Raw genomic sequence first — 20895 nt, forward strand, 5'->3', positions numbered from 1 at the left:
CATAGCAGTTAGTATAACACAATGTACAAATTTTTCAAGTGTTTTTTCACTTTTTGCCATTCACACCCAAAATGCCGCCAATCCCCCCGCCTGCTAAAGCAACAATCAAAGTCATAACCTTAGACATTCCCACGGTAAAGGTATCGCTGGCCAAGGCCGTTACAATAAAAAGAATTACTGTATAAATAAACCCTGCTAATAACCCCATCAATAAGCCATTTTTCTTACGGCATTTTGCCCAGTCATACCCAGCAATTGCAGTGGAAATGGCGGTGCATGCCAAAGCAATCATAGGCAAGCTTTGTTCGGAAACATTGGTGTATGTAAGAATAAGCCCATAGGCAATAAAGAAAATGCAGGTAATTGCATATGCGATAGCCATGCCTTTAACCATTGAGATCAAGCCTTGCCCGCTTTGCTTCTCCATACTTTCCCTTTTTTTTTGTATTTTTTTCTTTGTTTCTCTTTTTTTTGTTTTCAATAATATCCTCTCCCAATTTGCTTTGGTTTATTTTATGGGAGAAGCTGATGAAATATGATACAATCCTAAAAATCCCTGCCGTCTTTCCTGCATTTGAATGAAAATATTCCGTTTTTTCTACCTTATTATGGTATACTAATAATAAAGGAGGAAGGCATATGGAAAAAAACAAGATGATAGACTTGCACACCCACTCTTATTGCTCCGATGGCACCTTTTCGCCGGAGGGCCTCGTTCTCTTGGCAAAAAAGCAAGGGCTTTACGCCATTGCACTAACGGATCACGATACCCTAGATGGCTTAGAACAATTCCTTTTGGCCGGCAAAAACCATGGCATAGAAACCATACCCGGAATTGAACTGGCAGCTCGATGCCATAGCTTTCATCAACCCGAGCTTCATATTGTTGGTTTGGGCTTTGACCCGAAAGCGCCCATTTGGATAGACCAAATGAAAATCATACAACAAAATAGGCGTACCAGAAACATAAAGATGGCCGCACAGCTTACCCAAATCGGCCTACCTATAACCATAGAAGAGGTTTTTCAAAATGGAGGCGGAGAAATCATCACACGTGCCCATTTTGCCAATGTTCTTTTAAAAAAAGGCTATGTCTATACACGGGATGATGCCTTTTCAAAATACCTATCCCAAGGACGCCCTGGCTATGTTCCAAGAATCCTCCCTACTCCCAAAGAATGTATCGAAACCATTCATCTTGCAGGCGGAATCAGTATTCTCGCCCATCCCACCCTCTATCAGCTTGCCCAAGATCAATTGGATGCTCTCTGCCAAAAATTAGTACCCCTAGGTCTGGATGGTATCGAATGCTTTTATTCAACCTATACGCCTGCACAAAGAAAAAACATGATGAAACTAGCCAAAAAACATTCTCTTTTCCCCTCCGGCGGCAGTGATTTTCACGGGGAAAACAAGCCTTTTATCAGCTTAGGCACAGGAAAAGGAAACCTTGCCATCCCCTATTCCTTATGGGAAAATATGAAGGCTCACTTAAATGAAATAAAAGGCAGCATCGACTGATGCTGCCTTCTTGTTATTATTTTTAACTTAAGTTTTCGTTTTTACTTGGTTAAAGTTGCTTGCTTCAAGCCATCTACCGCCTGATATTCTACAACATAACCTAATTTTTCAAAATCACGCACACTGATAAAGGACTTTCCATCTTGAATAATGCCCTTCATTGCTGTCTTTCCATCCGTACGAACGATGTAAGCTGTTTTCTCGGCATTGTTCCATTCAACAGTTTCGCCCATTGCCTCACAAATCACACGCAAAGGAAGATAAACACGGCCGTCCTGTATAGCATATTCTGTTATATCATCGTCGCTAGTGCCTGAAAAGAAAGAATCTTCAGCTCTTTCTTTTGTCAGCATTGCTTCAGAATCGCCTTCCCAGCCCCAAAGAACAGTTACTGCTGTAACAGGGTTATACTTCTCTGTTAAAGCTTCCATTTTTGCTTCAAAAGCATCTACGCTCACGCTGGATATAGGCATAGTCACCTTGCCGCTGCCTGCTTTTACAGTGCCATTGCTTGTTACCTTCAAAACGCTCTTGCTGCCATTGGTAATACCAAAGGTTTCCTTTGAGTTGAGGCCTGCGCCCTCTTTTGTAATTGTTGCTTCATAATTAAAGCTGTTCAATACCTTAGAAACTGAGGCAGATGCAATTGCCTGCTGAACAATTAACTTAATAGAATTCGCTCCCGCCTTAATGGAAGCTGTGTCTGCCTGTAAAGCGTCCATTTGTGCCTTAAAAGCAGCTACCTCTTCTTCAGAAGAATTCATTACCTTCATAACATCCATCATGTATGTGGTTGTTGCAGCTAATACTGTATCAGGGTTATTACCAACATAGTCTAACAAATCAATAAATAATTGAGCTACTGCTTTGCCGTCAGCCTGAATTTTGTAGCCACCGGAAACTTCACTTACCATATTTGTAGTAAAGCCGGAGAATGCATTTTTATAGAAATCCATTACAGAAGCATACAAATCTCCAAAGCCGCCCTCTGGAACCATTTTTGCAATTTCTTCATCTGTCAGCCCCAAATCCTTCATAGACATTAATTTAATATACTTGCTTTGGTCTAAGGCTGCTTTTAAATCTTTTGCAAAGTTTTCGTTTAAAATGTAGCTTGTGTCATCTGCTTCTGCCATATCTGCAATCAACTGATATGCGCCCCACAGTGTGTTTCCGGATACATAAATACCATCCTTCATTGCATAATACATATCGCCCATGTCGTATTTCTTACCATCGTAAGTCACATCCATGTCTAAATAGTAATCAAGGTTATTCATGTCCATTTTTATTGCATAATCCAACACAGCAGACTTTTTGCCTTTGATATCCTTTAAGCTTTCCAAGGAGTCATCAATCATTTCGCTTGTGTACCCTGCAGCCTTAGAAATATCGGTAATATATTCCTTCATGGCATCAACATCTACATCTACATTTACCTTACCGGAAGCTTCACAAACCTCCATTTTGTTCATTAAATCTGCACTCATCTGCAGATAACCCAGCTCTGTACTGGAACAACCGGTAAATGCCGTGATGCACATTACCGCGCACAAAAGTGCAGCTAATTTTTTTTGCATAAGTATTTCCCCCTTAATAATTTGTATTACAAGTGTATTGATTCATTATACTACCTAATTATTCCTTTATCAAATAAATAAGGAAACCTTAAGGAAATTTTAAAACTTAAGTAGCTACTGGCTGTCCTTTTTTGGCGCTTCTTTTTTTGGTTTACCGGTAAGGGGAAACTGATTAATGAAGGTTGTACCCTCGCCAGCCTTGCTTTCCACAAAAATTTGTCCTAAATGGCTGTCGATAATCCATTTTGCAATAGATAAACCCAGTCCTGTACCGGAAATCCCCTTATTTCTGGATGGATCCACACGATAAAAGCGGTCAAAAATCCGCGGTAAATGCTCCTGCGTAATCCCCACACCATCGTCACCCACAGAAACAAAGGCATTTTTTTTATCCTTCCAAACCCGAATGGTAATGACTCCGCCCTCCTTTGTATATTTCAATGCATTTTCAGCATAAATCCAAAGCAATTGCTTTAGCAGATCAGGATCGGCCCATACCTCCGCCTTATCTTTTCCCTCAAACAAAATCTGCCTATGAACCTCCAAAACCTCCAGCTCTCTAACAATTTCTCCGGCAACCTCGTTTAGAGAAACCACCTTCTTTTGTACCAGCATACGGTTCTGATCTCCCTTTGCCAAAAAAAGGAGCTTCCGAATCAGTGCGCTCATATGCTCAGTTTCGCTTAAAATAGAATCAATTGACTCTTGCAAAATATCCGGATCGCTTTTACCCCAGCGGTTAATGAGGTTTGCATAGCCTTGAATCACGGAAATTGGCGTTCGAAGCTCATGGGAAGCATCAGAAATAAATTGATTTTGCCGCTGAAAGGAGTTTTCCAAGCGATCAATCATAGAGTTAAAGGTTACCGTCAACTCCTTCATCTCATCATCTGGTCCGTCTGTTTCTATGCGCTGGCTCAAATCCTCTATGGTAATACGCTCCGCCGCTGAGCGAATTGCTTCAACGGGCTGCAGCATTCTGCGGCTGATATAGAGGCCAATTAAAAAAGCACAAAAAATGCCGATAAAATCTATTGTTGCCAGCTTTACAATAAAGCCCTTGAGGAAATTTGAATTAAAGCCAAATAATTTAAACGCCTCCACCCGGTAAAGCCCACTATCTGTAGAAACAACTGCAGAAATCACCATAAGCTGCTGCCTTTTGCTGTTTTCCAAAATATACTCTGTGCAGTTCCCTTCTCCTTCTTTTTGTATGCTGATTTTAAAGCCATCTTTTGCAAACGCCCGCAGTCTTTCCTCCGTCAGCTCATCTTCTTCCCCAAAGTGTTCATCAAGCCCCTGCAAATTTGAATCACTTGGCTGCGAGGGAAAAGTACCTGCTCCTCCAAAATGGCTGTAATAATATCCCCCTTCCCCTTCAGAAAACACACTGACCTCCACATATTTATTATCCAACAAATCTTGCAGGGCATCGTTACTCAGCTTTCCTCCCTGTGTTAGATAGGCTTCAATATTGGAAATTGTAGCGGTCAACTCTCTTCTTATGGTATGCTGCTGTATGGCAGTAATGTTTAATGTCATAAATAAGCTGATAATAAACAGGGAAAAAGAAAAAATCCCTCCATACATCAATGTGATTTTTCTGGCAATGGACATATGGCGAAAGCTGCCGAAAATTGTCTTTTTATTCTTCTTTGACATAATACCCTACCCCTCGTATGGTATGGATAAACTTTTTTTGAAAGGCTTCGTCTATTTTTGCTCGTAAATAGCGAACATAAACATCTACAACATTTGTTTCTCCGATATAGCTATATCCCCAAACCTCGTTTAAAATCTGCTCTCTTGTCAATACAATATTTTTATTCTGAACCAAATACAGTAAAAGTTCATATTCCTTCTTGGTCAATTCAACTGATTTCCCACCCACCGTAACCATGCGCTTTTCCGTGTCTATTTCCATATCCTGCACCTGTAAAAGAACCTTTTTGGTAACACTATCCTCACAATGCTTAAAAGCAACACGCATCCTTGCCAAAAGCTCCTCAATTGCAAAAGGCTTTGTCAAATAATCATCGGCACCGCTGTCAAGCCCCGCCACCTTATCAATCACCTCATCCTTTGCAGTCAGCATAATGATGGGAACATTAGACGTTTTGCGCACTCTACGACAAATTTCAATTCCTGTTAACCCGGGCAGCATAAGATCCAGAAGAATCATATCAAAATCCCCCTGGCTTATTAATGTCATGCCATCCCGTCCATCATGGCAAACCGTTACTTCATATCCCTCATATTTAAGTTCTAGCTCAACAAACCTGGCCAGCTTCACTTCATCTTCAACTAGAATAACCTTTTTTTGTGCCATATTGTATTCTCCTTTTTATAATATTGGAATATTATACCACAACCATGGGAAAATTAGATAAAACAACGAAATAAAAGTACTCATTATTCCAAAATACTTAAACATTTACCTTTTTCGCTTCAAACTCCCTGAATTCATGAGTTTTTTCATGCGCCTAAGGCTACTACAAAATTTATCTCGCAAACTGTTTTACCTTTTCCTCTATCGTAAATCATTGAAAAAGTATAGCCTGAAGCAGTTAAAACAGGATTGCCAACAGATTAAAATGCAATTAAAAAATAGAAATAGCTTTTCGTTTCCATGGGTTTTCCCATTGCGGCTGACTTCTTTTTTTTGTATAATGAGATAGCACAACATAAGAATTCGGATAAATCCCTTAAAAACGGCATTTTTATCAGAATTGCAACAATAACCCTTGTTGTCGTTTTCAATGGTTTGTTCTCAATAAGCTTAATTTTAATAAAAAATGGAATAAATATACTAAAAAAATTGATTTGTTCTATTATTTTCAGGAGGAAGAAATATGAGAAAAAAAATTGCACTTTTTATAGCATTGGTCCTATCGATTTCCGTTTTGGGCGGATGCGGAAAAGAAGATCCCCCAGCAGCAGATGGAGCAGAGGGAACGAATACAGATTACCGCTTTGAACAGTGCGGCTTAGCCTATAGCCTTCCAAAGGAATGGTTCGAACGGGACAATGTAAATTTACTTCCCGTGAGCTTTGTTGATCCCAGCGCAGATATCTATGCAAGAATTGAATATAATTATGCGCCGGATGAGAACATGGATGAATTGAATGACATTGAATCCGAAATTCCTGTGGAGGAACTGATGCTTCCACTTTTCACCCTTTTGGTTGTAAAGGACGAAAAGGCTGCTTCTCAAACCGTAACGGATGAAATTGCACTGTATAAAAGCTGTGAGGAATTACCCCAACAAGATGGCTTTCGCTTTTACTATTTGACAGATTATTCCGGAAGCACCCTTAGATTTTCCCAGAATTCCAAAAAAACCTTTGAAACGCTAAAATCCGAGCTTCCTTTAATGAGAAAAACCATTGAAACCTTCCCACCGGACGAAAGCACTGTACAGGCACAGGTGAATGCGGATAAAGAGTTTCTTAACTTTATGTCAACCACATTAAACGGTGATCCTATTACAAGCACTATATTTTACGATTATGATATAACCGTTGTAAACTTTTGGGCATCCTATTGCTATCCCGATATTAACGAGCTGGCAACTTTGCAGGCTTTCTACAAACAGCTAAAAGAAAAATACACAAATATTAATTTTGTGCAGGTTGTTATCGATACCCCTGGGGAAGAAGCAGAAAAAACTGTAGCCACCGCTTATAAAGAGGCAGGTGTAACCTTTACATCGATTGTACCTGACCGAAATATGTCCTCATGGATTATCGACAATTTAAACGGCTTGCCAACAACGATTTTTGTTGATAAAACAGGAAAGCCTTTGTCTACAAAAATTGAAGGTGTGAAGGAATTGGATTATTATATGGAAACTACCCAAAGCATGCTGGAAAGTACAAAAAACCAGTGAGTATTTTGCAACTAGGAAACACCTAGCAAAATAGTGATTTTCTTTAAAAAAGAACTTTTACCACAAACTGAGCGCATCTGAAAAGGTGCGTTTTTTTGATTCTTTTTTTTAGAATTACGCATAAACTATTAGCGGAGGTGGGCCAATGACAATCCATGTAGTAAGTGCCGGTGACACAATTTATTCCATCGCAGAGCAATACAATGTACCTGTAAGACAAATTTTAGAAAATAATGCAATTGTAAATCCAAACCTTTTAACCCTTGGGCAAGCTCTTTTGATTTTAAAACCGGAAGTAATTTATCAGGTGCAATCGGGGGATAGCTTATTTTCCATAGCACAAAATTTTGGAATTACGGTAAATATGCTGTTGCAAAACAATCCCCAGCTTGCAATATTAGGCAGCATTTTCCCAGGACAAACCTTGATTATTTCTTTCGAAAATAGTCCCACGGAAAATTATTTGGTTAACGGCTACGCTTACCCATTTATAGATCCAGTGGTCTTGAATCAAACAATGCCCTATTTATCGCTTCTCTCCATTTTTTCCTATGGCTTTCAGCCTGATGGGACATTGATTCCTCCCGCTGACGAGAATCTCCTTCTTGCAGCCGATGAATTCGACGCTGCGCCCATTTTGGTATTAACGCCTTTGGACGAAAACGAAAAATTCAGTAATGTTTTAATCTCGCAAATGGTAAATAATCCAGCATCCAGGGCAAACCTAATTAATAATCTTCTAACCGTAATGTCACAAAAAGGGTATTATGGCGTAGATGTAGATTTTGAATATGTCTTGCCAGCGGACAAAGAAAATTTTATCGGTTTTATTTCCGAATTAGAAACAGCAATGCGCCAGGCAGGCTATAAGGTTTTTGTTGCCTTGGCGCCCAAAACTTCAGCAGACCAACCGGGATTACTTTATGAAGCCCATGATTATAAGCGCATCGGTGAAATTGCCGATTATATATTGCTTATGACCTACGAGTGGGGATATGCCTATGGCCCGCCTATGGGGGTGGCTCCTCTCAATAAGGTACGGGAGGTCTTTGACTATGCAATTCAGGAAATCCCTCCGGAAAAAATCATCATGGGTATCCCAAATTATGGCTACGACTGGACACTTCCCTATCAGCGTGGTGAAGGCAGAGCAGTCACCTTAGGCAATCAAGAAGCCGTTCAAATGGCAATGGATTTGCGTGCGGAAATTCTCTTTGATGAAGTCGGGCAAAGCCCATATTTTTTCTATACAGACCCAGAAGGCAGTGCTCATGTAGTTTGGTTTGAGGATGCGAGAAGCATCGAAACAAAAATCCGCACCGCTAAGGAATATGGTTTTATTGGTCTTGGCTATTGGAATATTATGCGGCCCTTTGTGCAAAATTGGATGACCGTAGCCAATGAATTTGATATTGAAAAGTTTATAGGATAAAACAAAAAAATGCAAAATAAATTTTTTTAAATCAAAACCACGCGTTAAATGCGTGGTTTTGATTTAAATTTTATTCAGCTTCCCCTTGAGAATCTTGATTAATATAAATACGCAATTTTGAAATACGATTTTTGTCCATTTCTTCCACAACAAACTTCAACCCGTCAGTCTCCAAAATCTCTCCGCCCTCGGGAAAATTGCCCAGAATCATTAATACATACCCGGCAATGGTGTCCACCTCATCAGACTCCAATCGATTTCCAACCATTTTGTTGATTTCCTCCAAACGGGTACTTCCGTCCACTACAAACTCGTCTTCTTTAATGACCTCAATCTCATCCTGCTCATCATCATATTCATCGGCAATTTCGCCCATAATTTCTTCTATAATATCCTCCATGGTTGCCAAGCCGGAGGTTCCGCCGTATTCGTCTAAAACAATAGCAACCGCCAAGTGGTTTTGCCGCATTTGTGCAAAAAGCTCCGTCACCGGCTTGCTTTCATAGGTATAAAAAGGCTCCCGCATATATTTTTCTGCTGAAAAACTCTTTTCATCAACAAAAAAAACATCCTTTACATATAGAATCCCTACAATATCATCCATATCCTCATCATAAACAGGAAAACGGGAAAATCCTTCTTCTTTTACCAATTCAACAAAATCCCCATAGGTTACATCAGAGGGAACGGCAACCATATCCGTTCTTGGTGTCATAACATCTTTGGCCTTGGCCTCCCCAAAATTAAAAATGTTATTGATCATGATTCTTTCTTCTGATTCCAAAACGCCTTCCTCATGGCTGACATTCACAATTGTTTTCAATTCCGCTTCGGTAATTAGCGGCAGCTTCATACCTGGCTTTCCACCAAAAAGGCGAATCAAGGCACTGGTTACCACATTTAAAACCACAACCACCGGACGCAAAATAAAAACAACAGCAGCAATAATGTTTACAACAACCAAGGCCACTTTTTCCGCTTGTTGTGCCGCTATGGTTTTTGGGGTAATTTCACCGAAAATCAAAATAACTACTGTAATAAATGCCGTTGCAGCAGTGGCTCCACTGCCTGCATCCCCATGAAACAGTTGAATGGCCAAAGCCGTTGTCAAAGCGGATGCACCGTTATTTACCAAGTTATTGCCTACAAGAATAGAGCTTAACAGCCGATTGGGATCCTCCAAAAGTCTGCTGATTTTATCTGCATTCTTAATTTTATCCTCCACCATATTCAACAGTCGAATCCTGTTTAAAGAAGTCAACGCAGTTTCGGAAGCGGAAAAAAAAGCCGAACCACCAATCAAAAAAACCAAAAGCCCTATCAGGTACGGACTGGCACCGTCCACTAAAATCACTCTCCATTTCTAAAGCCTACACCTATTATCTTACTACAACATACCATAAAAGCCTGCCCTCGTCCATATAAACTGAGCTTCAGCCTCGTTCTGTACGGTTTCTCTCAATTTCTTCCGCCAATTCCATTAGTTCCATCCATCGCTCCATCCTGTCCTCCAGCTTCCTTTCCACCCCTTCTTTTTCTTGGGATAGCTTTTGCAGCTGTGTATAATCCGTTGTACAAGCTTCCATCTCCCCACCAATTTGCCCAACTCTTTCTTCCAATTTTGCAATTTCATCGCCAATGGTATCATACTCCCGCTGATCCTTGTAGCTCATTTTCGTAAGTACACCGCTCTTTTCTTTTGCAGGCTCTATCCTTTGAGGCTTCACGGCTTCCGTCACAGGCACTTCCTTCTCTCTTGCCACCTTGTAATCTGTATAGCCACCCTCGTACTGCTTGATTTTTCCATTGCCCAGAAAAGCAAAAATACGATTTACGGTCTTATCCAAAAAATATCTGTCATGGGATACGGCAACCACTGCCCCTTGGAAGCCTTCCAAATAGTCCTCCAAAATCATCAGCGTTTCCAAATCCAAATCGTTAGTCGGCTCATCTAAAAAAAGGATGTTTGGCGCACTCATGAGTACCTTTGCCAAATACAGTCTTCTTTTTTCGCCGCCGGAAAGCATGGAAATCGGGCCCCTTTGCATATCCACAGGGAACAAAAATTTCTCCAACATTTGAGATGCACTGATTTTCCCATCCCCCGTTTGGATATATTCCGCCGTCTCCCGAATATAATCCAACACTCTCACCCTTTCGTCCATCCCCTCATTTTCTTGGGCAAAAACGCCGATCTTCACTGTTTCCCCCCAAGAAACCATGCCGCTGTCGGGCTGTAATTTTCCAGTCATAATTTTTAACAGAGTGGTTTTTCCGCAGCCATTTTCCCCTGTAATACCGATACGATCATTGCGCAAAATAATATAGCTGAAATCCTGAATATAGTCATTCCCATCATAGGCCTTAGAGATACTTTCCAATTCAATTGTCTTTTTCCCCAAACGACTCCCTACAGAGGAAAGCTCCACATTCTGCTTTTCCTCGGGTGTTTTCTGGGAGGATATCTCGTCAAAACGCTGAAGCCTTGCCTTTTGCTTCGTAGACCTTGCTTGTGCCCCACGACGAACCCATTCTAATTCACTGCGCAAAAAGTTTTGGCGCTTTCTTTCCCCGGCAGCCTCAAGCTCCTCTCGTTCTGCTTTCAGCTCCAAAAACTTCGTATAATTTGCCAGATAGGAATAAAGTCTTCCTTTTTCCAGCTCTAAGATTCTATTGGCTACACGATCCAAAAAATATCTGTCATGAGTAACCATAATCAAAGCCTTGGAATATTTCTCAAGGTACTTTTCCAGCCACTCAACAGTATCGTGGTCAATATGGTTCGTGGGCTCGTCCAATATTAAAAGCTCCACAGGAGCAATCAATGCCGCCGCCAAAGCAACTCTCTTTTTTTGCCCGCCGGAAAGCGTATCCACCCTTTGTCCAAAATCAGAAATCCCAAGACGCATCAAAATATTCTTGGCCTCGCTTTCCAAGGTCCACGCCTCCGTCTTATCCATTTCCTCCGCAAGCCTTGCCGATAGTGCAATCAACCTTTCATCCCCCGGGTTTTTGCTTAGCTCAACCATGGTTTCTTCATAGTCCCGTACCAACGCAAGCTTTGGATTATCTCCCAAAAAAACCTGTTGCAGCACCGTGCTTCCCTCTGTAAACTCCGGATTTTGGGAAAGATATGCTATGTCCATTCCATTCATGGTAATAATTTCACCGCTGTCAGCATGGCCAACTCCGGCTGCTATTTTTAAAAGCGTAGACTTCCCCGCACCATTTACACCAATCAGTCCAATTTTATCCTCTTCATGGATGCTAAAGGAAATATCATCAAAAATAATCCTTGTTCCGTAGCTTTTTCGTATGTGTTCCGCCGTTAATAAAACCATATCGTTTCCTCCAATATGTAGCATCGCCTCTGCCAAAATTGACAGAGGCACAAATTAAGCATACTTTCCTTCAAATAAAATCAATGTTGCATTTTTCCCCACTCGTTATTCATCCTTCTTTTTGGACTCCTCTAAGGGCGCCTCTGTCCCTTCAATTTCATGGGCTATCTTTGTCTGCCTTCCTTTCCAAATTAAAAATGCAGCCGCTGCAACAATCAACACTGCGGAAAACACCTGGGAAACGGCAAATCCGCCTAAGGTCAGCTGATCCGTACGCAAGCCTTCAATCCAAACCCTGCCCAAGCCATAGCCAAGGAAATACAGCCCTGCAATTTGCCCATGAAATTTCTTTCTGCGGCTGATAAAAACCAATAAAATCAACAAGCCTACGTTCCATAAAAATTCATACAAAAAGGTAGGATGCACCTGAATATACTCCACCCCGTTAGCCACCTGAAGCTGACTTAAGGTATTTTCGGAAATATCCCCTAAACGCACCTGGGAAAGCTGATAGCGCATGGCAAATAAATTATTCGTAAAATCGCCAAAGGCCTCTCGGTTGAAAAAATTTCCCCAGCGACCTAACGCCTGCCCCAATACCAAACTGGGTGCAGCAGTGTCCGCCAACTGCCAGAAATTCATTTTTTTCCTTTTACTATATACCAAGGCGGTTAAAACACCACCGATCACACCACCGTAAATGGCAAGGCCACCCTCCCGAATGGCAAATATTTTTATAAAATTTCCGCTGTAGGTATCCCATGAAAAAATGACATAATACAGTCTTGCGCCAATAATCGAAAAAACCAATGCATATAACGCAAAATCCAAATAATCATCCGGGATTTGACCTGTTCTTTTTGCCTCATGCATGGCCAATAATAATCCCAGCAACACCCCTGACCCGATAAAAACGCCATACCAATAAACCTCTTTCCCAAACACAGTGAACGCCACTCTGTTTAAATGCTCTATTTCTATTCCCAAATTAGGAAACCATATCTCAGGCATACGCCAACCAACCTTTCTTCAACCAATAAAATTGCTAACCTAAGGAATCACAGACTTCATGGAATGCACGAAATATTCGGAAATTTTACCGATTCCATGTGCCCACGAATTAAATCAGTGCTTTCTTAATACTATTTTAACCAATTTTTGTTTTTCCTATATAGAAAGCATCCTCTATTTTCATTTCAAATAATCAATAAAATCATTTTTTATAAAAGAAATTTATTTTTTATATATTTCATTTCAAATTGATTCATTTAAAAAAAATAATACCACATCAAGCCTTTTAACTCAATGAAATCCTTATGAAAACTTATGTGCCGCTGTGAAAAGCAGCCCTCAAAAGCGCCACATTGCTTGTTTTTAGGTTACTTATGTTTTTTTCGCCACAAAATTTTATTTTTTGTAGAAATTTTCTATGAATGAAAGAAAGGTTGAAAATTGGTCCATTTCAAATAAAAATGTTTTGCAAATAACTTTTACAATATAAAAAACCCAAATTGTTGAGCCTTGCAACGAATGCAAAGCAAATAAAACAATTGGGCTTTTTAAGGGTAAATTTTATATTTTCAAACATGGAAAATTTCTGTTTTTGAAAATGAATACCCCTATCTAACGAATGACCGAAAGAACCATTTTTTCCTTCATAAGCTCCCTGCGCAAAAGATCGTCAACCTCATTTTTCCTTACAGCTTTCATCATACGAAACGCCTCACCCGCCGGTGTATCATCCATGGCCCACTCAATTTGTCCCATAAGCATGCCCGAAACTGACTGACTCTGACGAATAAAATAGCCGATTTGTTTTTTTCGAATTCTGGAGAAATCTTCCTTGCCAACGCCCTCTTTGCGTAAGATTTCCAAATGCTGCAATAAAAGCTCGCTAACTTCCTTGCTTTGCTCTCCGCTTCCAGCGAAAGCACAAAAAGCATAGCCTTCTCCGGAAAAATAAGCATTGCCCAAAGGCTCATCCAAATATTTTTTTGTATACGCCTCATGATAAAAAGCACTGCTTTCTCCTACTAAGATATCCATTAAAATATTCATTAAAATACGTTGCCGTAAAACATCCTTTGTCATTGGCATCATTTTAAAGCCGATTTGAAAAATAGGCCTGCTGATGCCCAGTTTTCCTTCCGTATAGCTTTCCTTAATTTCTTCAGGCTCCCTTTCAAAAAGGGGTTTTTCACCGGGCTTACTCTTTTTTATCATTTCGGCGGCTTCAATAATTTTTCGCGCCGAAATATCTCCAGCACAAATCAAGCTGAACCGATTGGTTGTATACATACAGTCATATGCCTGTTGAAGAAGCTTATGGTTAATTTCCTTCATCGTTTTATGGTTGCCGGCAATAGGATTTCTTATGGGATGCCTATGATACATGGCCTGTAAAAGCTGATAATATACCCGCCAACTGGGCGTATCATCATACATGGTAATTTCGCTTTCAATAATGCTTTTTTCCTGCTCCGTTTCCTCCTCCAAAAAATATGGGTTTTGTACAAAGCTTAAAAGCAGCCTCAAATTTTCAAAAAAGTTTTCCTGACAGCTAAAATAGTATACCGTCTTTTGGGCATCGGTAAACGCATTGGCAGATGCCCCTTGCTTGCTAAATGCCGCAAAAGCATCGCCCCATCTTTGTCGAAAAAGCCTGTGTTCAATAAAATGTGCCGTACCCTCGGGAAATTTTACAGGCTTTTCCTCCTTGGGACTGTTACAAGCCAAAAAGTCAGAACCTGCCTTCACCACAATGGCTGCCGCCTTCTCTCCGTAATTTGGCATAGGGATAAAATAAAAATCCGCTCCCGATGCCATTTTCGCCCAAACCGTTCCGTTTTTTTTCGTATCAGTTTCCTTCATTTTGCTTCGCCTCCTTACCGCTTAACAAATAAATGGTTCTTAAAACAGCTCTGTTTGCCATGCGGCATACATCTTCCACCGTCACCTCTTGAACACGAGCCAAAAATGCATCCAACCCCCGTTCTCCTTCCACCAAAACCTGTTCCACCGAAAAATCCACCATGCTCCAAGGCTGATCGGCGATGGCTTGATATTGTCGTATTATTCCGTTTTTTGCCTCCTCCAACTTTTTAGCCCCCACCTTCGCCTCACTCAGTTCCTCCAGTGCCTTCAAAATTCCCACTGCTGATTGTTTTGCATCCTGTGCCTTAATTCCTGTTTGAACAAATAAAAAACCCGTTAGAGGATAGAGATAGGATTTTATGTCATAGCAAAGGCCATCTCGTTCCCGCAGGCTTTGAAAAAGTATGGAGTCCGGGTCACCGCCAAAAAGCTGATTTAACACCAGCAATGTGGCAAAGCTGCGCTCCCCCCATTGTGCTTTTGTATCAAATGCCATTAATAATCTTGCCTGTTCCATGGGTGTATGCTCTTTTATAAAAGCAGGCTCACCCTTGGGCAAACCTTCCCCCTGTACAAAACCTGATAAATGCTCGCCGCCTTGAAAAAGTTTTCGAAATGCGGTAACCTTCCTTTTTTCCCCTTCATCCCCGCAAAAAAATACCTTTACTGTTCCCCGCTCCATAATGTTGCAATAATGCTTATACAACATCTTTCCATCAATCTGATCTAAGTCCTCAGCGTATCCGTCGGCAGAAATTTCTACCGGCGTATCCTTTGCCGCCTCCTCTAAGCACCTTTTTTGGGCATATCCACGTTTATCATCCTTTAAGGCTGCCAGCCGCTTTGCCAAAATCTCTTTTTTCCGTTTCACCACTTCATCTAAAAAAGCATCGTTCTCTACAAGGGGCTCCACCACCAAGGCCTTTATAAACCCAATGGCATCCTCCACCGGTACCACCTTTGCTGATTCTATGGAAAACAACAGCAGCTGCCTATCGCCCTTTTTTACAATGGATATGTCCCACAAAGCACCATACAGCTCCTCTGTCGCAATGGCAATTTCACGGGCATCAGGATAAGGCTTACAACCCTCCTTCAATACCTCAGCCAACAATGCCGTTTGTGTGGCAGTCTCACGCTTTAAAGGCAAATCAAAAAAAAGCACCAATAAATTTGTTTTAAACTTTTTCCCATCCAACCAAAAAATTCTGCATCTCGGGGTGTTTCTCTCCAAGGAATACATAAAATCACCTCAAATTCTTCGTTTTGCGTTATTCTTTCCCAAAGAAGCAAAAATAAGCAGTGTACGCCAAATTTTAATTCGTAAGCACACCCTCCAAAAAATTACAACAAAAAAACGTGTAAGCCTACGACCCGTATTCCTACACGTTTTATTCTTGTTAAAACCTAATTTATAAGCAATCGTTTCAAAAAAATTGTGATTAAACCAAGACTGTATACAAAGTCAAAACCTTTAGGGCTTTGCCCTCAAACACCCTCGATGGTTTCATCGTGAACTCGCTTGTATCCGTATAGAATACAAATTTCATAAAAGTTATGATCTTGCTTTACCAAAAAACAAGGGAGTTTGGGCAACAACCAAGGTCTTTCTGCGTTGCGGCTTTAAACTGTCTTTTTGTTCATTTTTTTTTGATAATATAAGATTTTGTGTCTATACATCATTTGATCCGCTTCGTGCATCACCTGCCCCACTGCTTCTCTTGTTATTTTAAAATTTTTTTCAGTTTTGCTGCCGCAAGAAATGGAAATTGGCCCATAATCCTCATTTTTCCATTTTTCTGTAGCCATTAAAAGCCTTTGCTGACACTGTTCATTATCCAGCTCTGTTTCCGTCATTAATACTACAAATTCATCCCCACCCAGGCGATACCATGCATCCATTTCCTCCGGAAAGGCCTCCTTAATACTTCTTGCTGCCTCGCACAAAAGTCGATCCCCTGCCCCGTGCCCGCTTTTGTCATTCACAGGTTTTAGTCCATTCACATCCATTAATATGACGGTAAAAAAATTACAAACTTTTCCATCTTCCTCTAGGCCTTTTATCCGCTTTTCAAGGGCAGTTCTGTTTGGCAAATGGGTTAAAACATCCCTTAGCGCCAGCTCCTTATAGACCCGATTTTCAACCTCAACCTCAACATAGCATAGCATGCGCTTTGCAAAAATCCAAAAAACAATTACGATAAAAGCCAAAACGCCATATCGAAAAAACATTGCATTGTCTGAGGGACGATAATAAAAAAAACGAAAAACATCTAAAGTAAAAAATCCCCCAAACACAGCAGTTGCAATCAAAAATCCCCCAGTATAAGTAGAATCTTTTTTTACAAACTCTCGTATGGATATTCCAGCTAACGCAAAAATTGTAAACAGGAACACAATAAAAGAAATTGGCATCATTTCAATATATTGAAATTTACCGCTAAAAAAGAATACATTTTGCATGATAAAATTTAAGGATGCCCCACAAGACAATCGATATAAAAATTTTTTATGCACCTCAAGTATGTCACAATAAAAAATAGGGATTACAACAGGCAACAGCATAAACGAGTGAAAAGAAAGATAAGACAGCAGCATATCATTATATGCACACAAATGAACAGCGGAAGAATTCGCAATGGACCAAATACCGCTTAACGCCATTAAGATTGCCGAATGGGCTAGTATTGCACAGTTTTCACCCTTGCTACACCTTTCCCGTATAAAAATTGCCAAAAACAAAACGGAAAAGAAAATCATAATTCCCGAAAAAACCAGTGTTACAATATCTAATCGGAAAAACTCCAAAAATATTTCCATTTCCGTCCCAATTGTAAATATGGGCAGGGCAATGCTTTTTTGATTTGAAGGAGAACGAAAGGTAACCTCAATTATCTTTCCGCTATCTTCCGCATCTAAATGAATCATGCAAAAAAAATTGGTATTTAGGCGCCGATTTACATTCGGAAGTAATCCGTTATAGGAATAACGCTCCTTTCCATCAATATTAACCCGCACATCCTGAAAGCGATTTTCAAACGCCAGTATGGAGCCCCTTTCTAAATTTTCTGGCAACTGACGAAAAAGCGTCCCCCCTGCCTTTGCAGCTGAAACCACTTTGGGTAAATTCCCAATAGGATCGGTTGTGTCCTCATCCTTCAACCTCCAGCCTTCATTGATATTCGCTGTTTTTTTGTATTGTGCTTCACTGGTGTCATTATGTAAAAAACCGATTGCATAAGCGCATACAAATAAAAATACCGCTATTACTGCCATATAAAGTATAAAAACGAAATGTTTTCTTTTCATCAGTAATGTCTCCTTATCTTTATACTTTAATTATATATGCTTTAAAGTAAAAATTTATAAAAATAAGGTAATTTTGTACAGAAACATTTCGTACTTAATCGACAAAAAAACACCCCAGCGAAATGTAATTTCCCTAGGGTGTACATGAAAAGCTTTTTAATTCCAGAATTCAAATTCTAAATCATAAATTCGTACTGTATCGCCTTGCTGTATTCCTTTTTCTTCCAGCGCCTCAATAATACCTTTTTCCTTTAAATATTTCTGGAAAAAAGCAAAACCCTTTTCCGTTTCAATATTGGTATAGCCAATCATTTTTTCCACACCAACACCGGTTACAACAAAATAACCATTCTCTACTTCTTCTATGGTAAACGGCTCTATATCTACAGCAACTTCATCATATTCCTCGTATTCTTCCTCGAAAATAATATCTTCGGGATAGTCCCTCAAAATGGCTGCAACTGCTGAAAGCAGTTCATCCAAACCTTTATTCGTTGCCGCAGAAATCGGGAACACTTGGAAACCCTCTTTTTCATAAACTTCTTTTAAGCGCAGCACATTTTCCGCCGCCTCAGGAATATCCGTTTTATTTGCAGCAATCACCTGGGGACGCTTTAATAATTCAGAATTATATTCCTCCAATTCACGGTTGATTTTACCCACGTTTTCCACAGGATCGTCGCCTTCTACGCCCGCCGCATCCACAACATGGATAAACACCTTCGTTCTTTCCACATGACGCAAAAATTCATGACCCAAGCCAATGCCTTCGCTGGCGCCCTCCACCAAACCGGGAATATCCGCCAAAACAAAGCTATCGCCAAATCTGCCTTGCACTACCCCCAAATTAGGGGAGAGTGTGGTAAAATGATAATTTGCTATTTTGGGATTTGCATTTGTTACCATAGAAAGCAGTGTGGATTTTCCCACGTTAGGGAAGCCAATCAGTCCAACATCAGCAATTAATTTTAATTCTAAAATTACATCATATTCCTTGGAGGTACGGCCTCTTTCCGCGTATCTTGGAGCCTGTCTGGTGGGTGTTGCAAAGTGCTGATTGCCCTTGCCGCCCTTTCCGCCCAGGATCAATATTTTTTCTTCTCCCGCTTTATTAATGTCCGCCATAACCTTACCGCTTTGTGCCTCGCGGATTACAGTTCCCACAGGTACACGAATGATGATATTCTCTCCATCTTTTCCAAAGCAGTTGCGCTTTCCGCCGTCCTCGCCGTTTTGGGCTTTAAATACCCTTTTATAGCGAAAATCCATGAGCGTATTTAAGCCCTCATCCCCAATAAAAATCACGCTGCCGCCTTTACCGCCGTCACCGCCGTCGGGGCCGCCGTGGGTAATATATTTTGCTCTAAAAAAAGAAACCATACCGTTCCCGCCGTTGCCACCTTTGACGTGAATCTTGACTCTATCTACAAACATTCTCTTTCACCTCTTTATTATTTACCAAAACCTAAGTTCTCGGGACACAGTCCCAAACCAAAAAACAAGTTCTCGGGACGCAGTCCCGAACCTTGCAAACTTGCAGCTTTTGCGGAGCAAAAGTGCTTGACCGAAACTTTATATGCAAAAATATGCATTTTTGTCAGTTTGAAGACAAAGTCAAAATCTTGAAAGCCTTGCCCTCAAACATCTACGAGGGTTGCACCCTTGACCAACCTGAACCCGCATAGAATGAGGGTTCCATAGAGGTTTTTGGTCTTGCTTTTTACAAAAATCAAGCGGGTTTGGGCCACGCCCAAGGTTTGTCTATGCTCTGATGCAAAAATATACATTTTTACGAAACAGTAATTTTTTATTCCATTCCTTCTAAAGCTTTCACCTTTTTCGTCAAAAGCAAACGCATTTTTTTGCTTTTCACGAAAAAGGCTTCAAATGGTATCATTTGAAGCCTTCGCAATTCTTATTCAGCGATTTCGATAGGGTAAACAGAAACCTGTTTTTTATCTCTACCTTTTCTTTCATATCTCACACGACCGTCAACCAAAGCAAATAAAGTGTCGTTGCCGCCTTTACCAACATTGATGCCGGGGTGAATCCTAGTGCCTCTTTGTGTATATAAGATATTGCCAGCCAATACAAACTGACCATCTGCACGTTTAGCGCCAAGTCTTTTCGCATTAGAGTCACGACCATTCTTTGTGGAACCGCCGCCCTTATGATGCGCGAAGAACTGAAGGTTTAATCTAAACATCCCTTACACCTCCTTATCATTCAAAGTAAAATACCGATTATATTCCGTCTCTATTGCGGACAAACCCATTTCCAACGTTTGCAATAAAAGCTGGGTATCATGGTCTGCCATACCCTCTAAAGGGAAAAGGACTTTGAGAAAACCGCCTTTTTTTTCATCCGCCTCGCAGCGAAATGGAATTTCCGTAAAATGCTCAATGGCATTTATGGTGTTTAGTGTCAATGCAGAAACGGCAGAACAAACAATATCCTCGCCTGCTTTTGCATAGCCTGCATGACCGGTTAACTCAACTCCGCAGATTTTTCCGTCTTTACGATAAATAATAGCGTTTATCATAATTAGATAGATTTGATCTGTAATTTTGTAAAAGGTTGTCTATGACCTCTTTTCTTGTGGAAGCCTTTTTTGGGTTTGTACTTATATACAATAACCTTTTTTGCCTTACCATCGCCAAGAACAGAAGCCGTAACAGCAGCACCTTCAACATAAGGAGCGCCTACCTTAACATCACCGTCTTTTGCCAAAACAATAACCTTATCAAATGTAAAATCCTGGCCCGCTTCAACGCCTAACTTCTCAACTGTGATGATATCACCTTCAGCTACCTTGTACTGCTTTCCACCTGTTTCTATAATTGCGTACATATTGAACACCTCCTCGCAATTTACTCGCCGAATACGGTAATCAAAGCCATCCTCTGATTTTAAAACCTCTCCGTGCGGCTGAACATACTACAATATAG

General features: G+C 40.6%; 17 protein-coding genes. 3 read left to right on the forward strand and 14 right to left on the reverse strand.

Annotated features, from left to right (window positions below):
• Nucleotides 1-46: 46 nt before the first annotated feature.
• Complete coding sequence (locus CLNEO_RS10480) at nt 47-481, reverse strand: TIGR04086 family membrane protein (protein ID WP_066088437.1); 435 nt, start codon at nt 479-481, stop codon at nt 47-49.
• Nucleotides 482-639: 158 nt separating this feature from the next.
• Here CLNEO_RS10480 and CLNEO_RS10485 point away from each other — a divergent pair, with 158 nt between their 5' ends.
• Nucleotides 640-1521: a PHP domain-containing protein gene (locus CLNEO_RS10485; protein ID WP_066088440.1), complete on the forward strand. Its 882-nt coding sequence runs from the start codon at nt 640-642 to the stop codon at nt 1519-1521.
• 41 nt (nt 1522-1562) lie between these two features.
• Here the strand turns inward: CLNEO_RS10485 and CLNEO_RS10490 are convergent, their stop codons facing one another.
• The 3 genes from CLNEO_RS10490 to CLNEO_RS10500 form a co-directional block, all read right to left on the reverse strand.
• On the reverse strand, nt 1563-3101 hold the full coding sequence (locus tag CLNEO_RS10490) for a stalk domain-containing protein (protein WP_066088443.1): 1539 nt from the start codon (nt 3099-3101) through the stop codon (nt 1563-1565).
• 114 nt (nt 3102-3215) lie between these two features.
• Nucleotides 3216-4763 (reverse strand): sensor histidine kinase, encoded by a 1548-nt coding sequence (locus tag CLNEO_RS10495; RefSeq protein ID WP_066088446.1) that lies wholly within the window; start codon nt 4761-4763, stop codon nt 3216-3218.
• Complete coding sequence (locus CLNEO_RS10500) at nt 4747-5430, reverse strand: response regulator transcription factor (RefSeq protein ID WP_066088449.1); 684 nt, start codon at nt 5428-5430, stop codon at nt 4747-4749. The genes CLNEO_RS10495 and CLNEO_RS10500 overlap by 17 nt, the downstream gene beginning before the upstream one ends.
• A gap of 523 nt (nt 5431-5953) precedes the next feature.
• Here CLNEO_RS10500 and CLNEO_RS10505 point away from each other — a divergent pair.
• Nucleotides 5954-6991, forward strand: coding sequence for a TlpA disulfide reductase family protein (locus CLNEO_RS10505; protein ID WP_066088451.1), 1038 nt, complete (start codon nt 5954-5956; stop codon nt 6989-6991).
• A 145-nt stretch (nt 6992-7136) separates the two neighbouring features.
• Nucleotides 7137-8423 carry a glycosyl hydrolase family 18 protein gene (locus CLNEO_RS10510; protein WP_066088454.1) on the forward strand — a complete coding sequence of 429 codons (1287 nt, stop codon included), beginning with the start codon at nt 7137-7139 and terminating at the stop codon, nt 8421-8423.
• 70 nt (nt 8424-8493) lie between these two features.
• Here the strand turns inward: CLNEO_RS10510 and CLNEO_RS10515 are convergent, their stop codons facing one another.
• The 10 genes from CLNEO_RS10515 to rplU all read right to left on the reverse strand — a co-directional run bounded on the left by CLNEO_RS10515 (nt 8494) and on the right by rplU (nt 20797).
• Nucleotides 8494-9768, reverse strand: coding sequence for an HlyC/CorC family transporter (locus CLNEO_RS10515; protein ID WP_066088458.1), 1275 nt, complete (start codon nt 9766-9768; stop codon nt 8494-8496).
• 88 nt (nt 9769-9856) lie between these two features.
• Complete coding sequence (locus tag CLNEO_RS10520; RefSeq protein WP_066088461.1) at nt 9857-11764, reverse strand: ABC-F family ATP-binding cassette domain-containing protein; 1908 nt, start codon at nt 11762-11764, stop codon at nt 9857-9859.
• A gap of 105 nt (nt 11765-11869) precedes the next feature.
• Nucleotides 11870-12775 (reverse strand): prolipoprotein diacylglyceryl transferase, encoded by a 906-nt coding sequence (gene lgt, locus CLNEO_RS10525; protein WP_066088464.1) that lies wholly within the window; start codon nt 12773-12775, stop codon nt 11870-11872.
• Nucleotides 12776-13387: 612 nt separating this feature from the next.
• On the reverse strand, nt 13388-14635 hold the full coding sequence (gene yfmH, locus CLNEO_RS10530; RefSeq protein ID WP_066088469.1) for an EF-P 5-aminopentanol modification-associated protein YfmH: 1248 nt from the start codon (nt 14633-14635) through the stop codon (nt 13388-13390).
• Nucleotides 14622-15881, reverse strand: coding sequence for an EF-P 5-aminopentanol modification-associated protein YfmF (yfmF, locus tag CLNEO_RS10535; RefSeq protein WP_066088472.1), 1260 nt, complete (start codon nt 15879-15881; stop codon nt 14622-14624). The genes yfmH and yfmF overlap by 14 nt, the downstream gene beginning before the upstream one ends.
• A gap of 380 nt (nt 15882-16261) precedes the next feature.
• A complete protein-coding gene (locus tag CLNEO_RS10540; protein WP_066088475.1) occupies nt 16262-17947 on the reverse strand; it encodes a sensor domain-containing diguanylate cyclase in 1686 nt (561 codons plus the stop codon).
• A 156-nt stretch (nt 17948-18103) separates the two neighbouring features.
• Entirely contained in the window at nt 18104-19381 is a 1278-nt protein-coding gene (gene obgE, locus CLNEO_RS10545) for a GTPase ObgE (protein WP_066088478.1), read from the reverse strand.
• A gap of 481 nt (nt 19382-19862) precedes the next feature.
• Nucleotides 19863-20153, reverse strand: a complete 291-nt coding sequence (rpmA, locus tag CLNEO_RS10550) for a 50S ribosomal protein L27 (RefSeq protein ID WP_066088480.1) — start codon at nt 20151-20153, stop codon at nt 19863-19865.
• Nucleotides 20154-20156: 3 nt separating this feature from the next.
• Nucleotides 20157-20489, reverse strand: coding sequence for a ribosomal-processing cysteine protease Prp (locus CLNEO_RS10555; protein WP_066088483.1), 333 nt, complete (start codon nt 20487-20489; stop codon nt 20157-20159).
• Nucleotides 20490-20491: 2 nt separating this feature from the next.
• A complete protein-coding gene (rplU, locus tag CLNEO_RS10560) occupies nt 20492-20797 on the reverse strand; it encodes a 50S ribosomal protein L21 (protein ID WP_066088485.1) in 306 nt (101 codons plus the stop codon).
• Nucleotides 20798-20895 lie beyond the last annotated feature (98 nt).

The sequence above is a fragment of the Anaerotignum neopropionicum genome, assembly GCF_001571775.1.
Lineage (GTDB): Bacteria > Bacillota > Clostridia > Lachnospirales > Anaerotignaceae > Chakrabartyella > Chakrabartyella neopropionicum.